Genomic DNA, 1,183 nt, shown 5'->3' on the forward strand with positions numbered 1-1,183 from the left:
TTAGTATTATGTCGTAGACCCGAAACCATGTGACCTACCCATGAGCAGGTTGAAGGTGAGGTAAAACTCACTGGAGGACCGAACCAGGGCACGTTGAAAAGTGCTTGGATGACTTGTGGGTAGCGGAGAAATTCCAAACGAACTTGGAGATAGCTGGTTCTCTCCGAAATAGCTTTAGGGCTAGCGTCGACATTAAGATTCTTGGAGGTAGAGCACTGTTTGGGTGAGGGGTCCATCCCGGATTACCAATCTCAGATAAACTCCGAATGCCAATGAATTATGGTCGGCAGTCAGACTGCGAGTGCTAAGATCCGTAGTCGAAAGGGAAACAGCCCAGACCACCAGCTAAGGTCCCAAAATAATTGTTAAGTGGAAAAGGATGTGGGGTTGCACAGACAACTAGGATGTTAGCTTAGAAGCAGCTATTCATTCAAAGAGTGCGTAATAGCTCACTAGTCGAGTGACCCTGCGCCGAAAATGTACCGGGGCTAAAACAATTTACCGAAGCTGTGGATACCTTTATAGGTATGGTAGGAGAGCGTTCTATGTGTGGAGAAGGTGTACCGTGAGGAGCGCTGGAACGCATAGAAGTGAGAATGCCGGTATGAGTAGCGAAAGACAGGTGAGAATCCTGTCCACCGTAAGACTAAGGTTTCCAGGGGAAGGCTCGTCCGCCCTGGGTTAGTCGGGACCTAAGGAGAGACCGAAAGGTGTATCCGATGGACAACAGGTTGATATTCCTGTACTAGAGTATGTAGTGAAGGAGGGACGCAGTAGGCTAACTAAAGCGTGCGACTGGAAGTGCACGTCTAAGCAGTGAGGTGTGAATTGAGTTAAATGCTTAATTCTATAACATTGAGCTGTGATGGGGAGCGAAGTTTAGTAGCGAAGTTAGTGACGTCACACTGCCAAGAAAAGCTTCTAGCGTTAATCATACTCTACCCGTACCGCAAACCGACACAGGTAGTCGAGGCGAGTAGCCTCAGGTGAGCGAGAGAACTCTCGTTAAGGAACTCGGCAAAATGACCCCGTAACTTCGGGAGAAGGGGTGCTGGCTTTCAGTCAGCCGCAGTGAATAGGCCCAAGCAACTGTTTATCAAAAACACAGCTCTCTGCTAAATCGTAAGATGATGTATAGGGGGTGACGCCTGCCCGGTGCTGGAAGGTTAAGAGGAGTGCTTAG

1 rRNA gene is annotated in these 1,183 nt (G+C 48.8%); it reads left to right on the forward strand.

The annotated features are described in order from the left end of the window. Positions 1 to 1,183, forward strand: a 23S ribosomal RNA gene (locus QM351_RS10275); the annotation flags it as partial.

Source organism: Streptococcus parasanguinis, assembly GCF_047465465.1.
In the GTDB taxonomy this organism is placed as follows: domain Bacteria; phylum Bacillota; class Bacilli; order Lactobacillales; family Streptococcaceae; genus Streptococcus; species Streptococcus parasanguinis_AI.